This is a genomic window from Thalassolituus sp. UBA6592 (assembly GCF_002433655.1).
GTDB lineage: Bacteria > Pseudomonadota > Gammaproteobacteria > Pseudomonadales > Oceanobacteraceae > Venatoribacter.
This window is the reverse complement of record NZ_DJIO01000141.1, coordinates 1-4,623: the sequence shown is the minus strand read 5'-3', so window position 1 is coordinate 4,623 and position 4,623 is coordinate 1. Positions and strand designations below refer to the sequence as shown.

At 49.2% G+C, this 4,623-nt stretch carries 4 protein-coding genes and 1 pseudogene; 4 read left to right on the top strand and 1 reads right to left on the bottom strand.

Annotated features, from left to right (window positions below; all coding sequences use genetic code 11):
• The 4 genes and pseudogenes from amiE to B2Z72_RS14040 all read left to right on the top strand — a co-directional run.
• Positions 1-315 (top strand): annotated as a pseudogene (gene amiE / locus B2Z72_RS14055) (aliphatic amidase); the annotation flags it as partial.
• A 13-nt stretch (positions 316-328) separates the two neighbouring features.
• Entirely contained in the window at positions 329-1,429 is a 1,101-nt protein-coding gene (locus B2Z72_RS14050; RefSeq protein ID WP_296985250.1) for an AAA family ATPase, read from the top strand.
• The gene (fmdA, locus tag B2Z72_RS14045; protein WP_296985253.1) at positions 1,422-2,651 is read left to right on the top strand and encodes a formamidase; all 1,230 of its coding nucleotides are present in this window, start codon (positions 1,422-1,424) and stop codon (positions 2,649-2,651) included. Before B2Z72_RS14050 ends, fmdA begins: the two co-directional genes overlap by 8 nt.
• 126 nt (positions 2,652-2,777) lie before the next feature.
• Entirely contained in the window at positions 2,778-3,164 is a 387-nt protein-coding gene (locus B2Z72_RS14040; RefSeq protein WP_296985256.1) for an FmdB family zinc ribbon protein, read from the top strand.
• A 258-nt stretch (positions 3,165-3,422) separates the two neighbouring features.
• Here B2Z72_RS14040 and B2Z72_RS14035 read toward each other — a convergent pair whose 3' ends face one another.
• Positions 3,423-4,382 carry a hypothetical protein gene (locus B2Z72_RS14035; protein ID WP_296985258.1) on the bottom strand — a complete coding sequence of 320 codons (960 nt, stop codon included), beginning with the start codon at positions 4,380-4,382 and terminating at the stop codon, positions 3,423-3,425.
• Positions 4,383-4,623: the final 241 nt, after the last annotated feature.

Below are 4,623 nucleotides of genomic sequence, written 5' to 3'. Positions count from 1 at the left end.
GAATGCGGTGAGGAAGACATGGGCATTCAGTATGCTCAATTGTCCGTCTCACAAATCCGTGATGCCCGTAAAAACGACCAGTCGCAAAACCACTTATTTAAATTACTGCACCGTGGCTACACCGGCATGTACAACTCAGGTGATGGCGATAAAGGCGTGGCTGACTGTCCATTTGAATTCTACCGCACCTGGGTTATGGATGCCGAAAAGGCACGGGAAGACGTTGAAGCTCTGACACGCGAAACCATCGGCAGCGAAGAGTGTCCGGTGGGCAACCTGCCGGGTTCAGAAAAATCGCTGGAAGCGGGTTCCTGAGGAGTTTCCGGCAATGGTATTCGTAACCGACATGATGGCAGAAAATAATCGTAAAAAAGCAGCTGAAAGCACATCAGCCGCTGCGGTTATGTCACGCTTCCTGTTTGATCCACAACAGGTGGAACAGCAGCTGCGTGAGCATATTGTCGGCCAGGATCATGCCATTGCCAGTCTGCGCCGGCAGTTCAACATTATCAAAGCCGGTCTTACCGATGAACGACGTCCATTGATGACGGCTCTGTTTATCGGTGACACCGGCGTCGGAAAAACGGAAATGGTGCGCTGTATCGCCCGGGCAATTCACGGCCGTGCCGATGCTTTTTGCCGGGTCGATATGAACACCCTGTCACAGAGTCATTACAGTGCCGCAATTACCGGTGCCCCCCCGGGCTATGTCGGCAGCAAAGACAATCTTACCGTCATCGATCAGGAATTAATTGAAGGCAGCAACAGCCGCCCAGGCATAGTGCTGTTCGATGAAATTGAAAAAGCCAGTGTCGAAGTTGTACGCAGTCTGATGAATGTTCTGGATAACGGCATGCTGACACTGGCCTCCGGACAAAAAGCGCTGAATTTCCGCAACACCCTGGTGTTTATGACCAGCAACGTAGGTTCTGCACAATGGCAGCAGGCCAGACGTTATCACTGGTTGCCAAAAACTCTCCGGGAAAAGCAAAGAGAACGCATGCGCCAGCAGGCACTGCGCCGCCATTTTGATGCTGAATTTTTAAACCGCATTCATTGCATTGAAACCTTTGCTGGTCTGACAGATGACAGTCTGCCGACCATTCTGAAACTACAGATTGATGCGCTCAACCAGCGTCTTAAAAAGCGCAGGGTAACGGTTCTGTTCAGCGAGCAAAGTATTCACTGGCTGTGCTCCGCTGGTTATGAGCAACACTACGGCGCCCGCGCCATTCAGCGCATGTTTCAGCAGCAGGTTATGGCTCCGTTAGCCACAACCCTGCTCACCACAGATTGCAGCAGTGCGGTTGAGATCCGCGCTGATGTAAAGAACCACCAACTGATTTTTACCCCAGGGCCTTCGCCCGAAACTGGCAGCACGCCTCACACAACGGCCACAAAGGCCGAAAAAGGAGAAAGAAATGGCTGATACCATCATCAAGATCGATCTCAGTAAATCCGCCTATGAGAATGACAGCGTTCACAACCGCTGGCATCCGGATATTCCTATGGTTGCGACCGTTAAGCCTGGCGATGATTTTATCGTTGAGTGTTACGACTGGACCGGCGGGCAGATCAAAAATGATGACAGTGCAGAGGATATCCGCGATGTCGACCTGACTCAGGTTCACTTTCTGTCGGGTCCGATTGCTGTAGAAGGTGCCGAACCCGGTGATCTGCTGGAAGTTGATATTCTCGACATCGGTGCTTTCGATGAACAGCAATGGGGTTTTAATGGCTTCTTTGCCAAGAAAAACGGCGGCGGCTTCCTCACTGATCACTTCCCTGAAGCACAAAAATCCATCTGGGATTTTAACGGTGTTTATACAAAATCCCGTCATGTGCCTGGCGTGGAATTCGCGGGCATCCTGCACCCGGGTCTGATCGGCTGTCTGCCATCCCGTGACATGCTGGATATGTGGAACAAGCGTGAGAAGGAGCTGTACGATACAGATCCTGACCGCGAACCAACTCTGGCCTGCCTGCCTTACGCTGAAACAGCTCACATGGGGCGTATGACAGGTGATGAAAAAGCCGCCGCCGCTGCCGAAGGTGCACGTACCGTACCACCACGCGAACACGGTGGTAACTGTGATATTAAAGACCTTACCCGCGGTGCCAAAGTGTACTTCCCTGTGTATGTAGACGGTGCAGGCCTGTCCGTAGGTGACCTGCACTTCAGTCAGGGCGATGGTGAAATTACCTTCTGTGGTGCCATTGAGATGGCTGGCTGGATCCACATGCGGGTGAAACTGATCAAAGACGGTATGAAAAAGTACGAGATCAAAAACCCGATCTTCAAACCAAGCCCACTGGTACCTAAATACGATGATTACCTGATCTTTGAAGGTATCTCCGTTGATGACGATGGCAAACAGCACTTCCTGGATACCAGCCTTGCATACAAACAGGCCTGTATGAATGCCATTAATTATCTGACCAAGTTTGGCTACAGCGAAGCTCAGGGTTACGCCATTATTGGTTGTGCGCCGATTCAGGGGCATATCAGTGGCGTTGTGGATGTACCTAACTCCTGTGCCACGCTTTGGTTACCAACCGATATTTTCGAATTTGATGTTAAACCAAATGCCGATGGTCCGGTGAAACATCTGGATGGCTCTATTGATATTCCGAAAGCTCCGGATCTTTAACGATTAATCTCTGATTTTCGTTAAAACCAGGTATACCGGCTCCTTTTGGAGCCGGTAAATAACACAAGATGACTCCAGCGATTTCAATTCTTCAGTGTGTTTCATTCAGACTGTAAGGAGATAATAATGCCTTTATACGATTACAAATGTCAGAGCCATGGTGTATTTCAGGAACTGGCTCCCATGGCAGAACATGACCAGCCTAAACCGTGTCCACAATGCGCTGCAATGTCTGCACGCGTCATCGTGCTTCCACCTGAAATAGCTCAGATGATTAAAGAGAAGCGCGAGGCAATGGAACGCAACGAAAAGGCCCGCGAAGCGCCTGATGTTATGACAGCCGCTCAATATCAGGAACGCGAAACTGAAAAGAAAGAACGTCACCTGTTCGATAATAAACACAAACACAGCAGTAACTGTGGTTGTAATAACAAGCGTAAAAGCAATCTTATGTATACAGCGGATGGCAATAAAATGTTTCCGGGTATGCGCCCATGGATGATCAGTCACTGATTGTCATGCAGCAGCGGGCATAACATACCGTACCCGCTATTGGCCAAAAGGCTGATAGCAGCACCGCGTTCAACCCGCAGTACTCCACCCTGCTACGTTTTTGGAGTCTTGCCCCGGCCTTGCGCCGGGGCCTTTTTATTAACAGACTACAACTGACTTACGCTGCCGGTTATTTAAACCCCAATCTTTAAAACGACCTTCTCTTTAAACCACCTTTTCTTAAAACCTCAGTAAATCCGGGCTATCTGCTCCCGGCGCTCAGTTGGTTCCCATAAATTCAATCGCAATACCACCGCTGGTCATTTCGCGATAATAGTCCACCAGATCACTGTTATAGCCGTGACTTACCCATAACATCAGTGGAATGTTGCCGACGGTGAAGCTGGCTTCAGCCAGTAATGTGTTATAGCGGAAGGTATCTTCAATACCCGTGCGGACTTCAAGATAAATTTTTTCACTATTTATCCACGAGTGCGAAGAATTGAAGCGGTACTTATAAGCGAAGCTCAGTCCGTCCACTTTACGTCGTGGTTTTCCTTCGCGATCATTTTCCCACTCACGATACTCTTCCGCATTCTCCTGAATCAGACCTTCATCCAGCAGATAACGGACCTCAGTGAAGGTCACAATCCGTGTTGCATCCGTTGCAACCCAGGGCTGAGTCCAAAGCACTGCGGCATAATCCCAGCCACGGCTGATATAGTCCCGGGCATTACGCGGGTCATCACCATCGACGGCCAGCTCAAGTGCCATGGCGTTATAGCTGTCGACATCATTAACGTTCTGACCGTTGGATTCGTGCCCATAAATAATATCCAGCGAAGCGTCCCCCTTCACTCCCGCAATATCTTTCAGCCAATAGCGGCCAAACAATTCCGGGTTATAACGTTTGGCAATCACGGGAGATGAGGCACGGGTACCTATGTAGTGACCAAAACGGCCGCTGAAATCAAAATAAGGATAAGGTAAAAAACCCAGAGCCGCGGGCTGGGGCTTACCCGAATGCAGAATGGGATATTCCAGCGACAGCTTAAAATCCATATAACCGACATCGTCCTCATCCCATGTGTAACCGAGGAATATTGGTTCATGACTTTTCAGGTGACCATATTGTTTTTTATCGGTGTCACGCTCCGCTTCCTCAGCGGATGCCTGTGCAACCGGCAATGCAGCCAGAGATAAAAATGAAATCATGGTACAGAAATATTGAGGGTTCACGGTGTCATTCCTTTATTTATTACAACGCCGGACATGCGTAGATAAGATGCTTTAATAACATAAAAAGATGACACAGCAATATGCATCCACCTTAATATTGACGAGAGCCAATATTTTTTATCTTCTGATATTCTCTGAAGCACCGCGCTCTGTCAGAGTCGGTAGCAGTGCATGCATAAAGATCAGTGCCATTAAAAATCGGCCACTATTTATCAGTACACCTCAGCACACCTCAGCACAC

What these genes read in the sequence shown, in the direction of transcription:
- B2Z72_RS14050 (WP_296985250.1), top strand. Translation starts at nt 329, where the DNA reads ATGGTATTCGTAACCGACATGATGGCAGAAAATAATCGTAAAAAAGCA.
- fmdA (WP_296985253.1), top strand. Translation starts at nt 1,422, where the DNA reads ATGGCTGATACCATCATCAAGATCGATCTCAGTAAATCCGCCTATGAG.
- B2Z72_RS14040 (WP_296985256.1), top strand. Translation starts at nt 2,778, where the DNA reads ATGCCTTTATACGATTACAAATGTCAGAGCCATGGTGTATTTCAGGAA.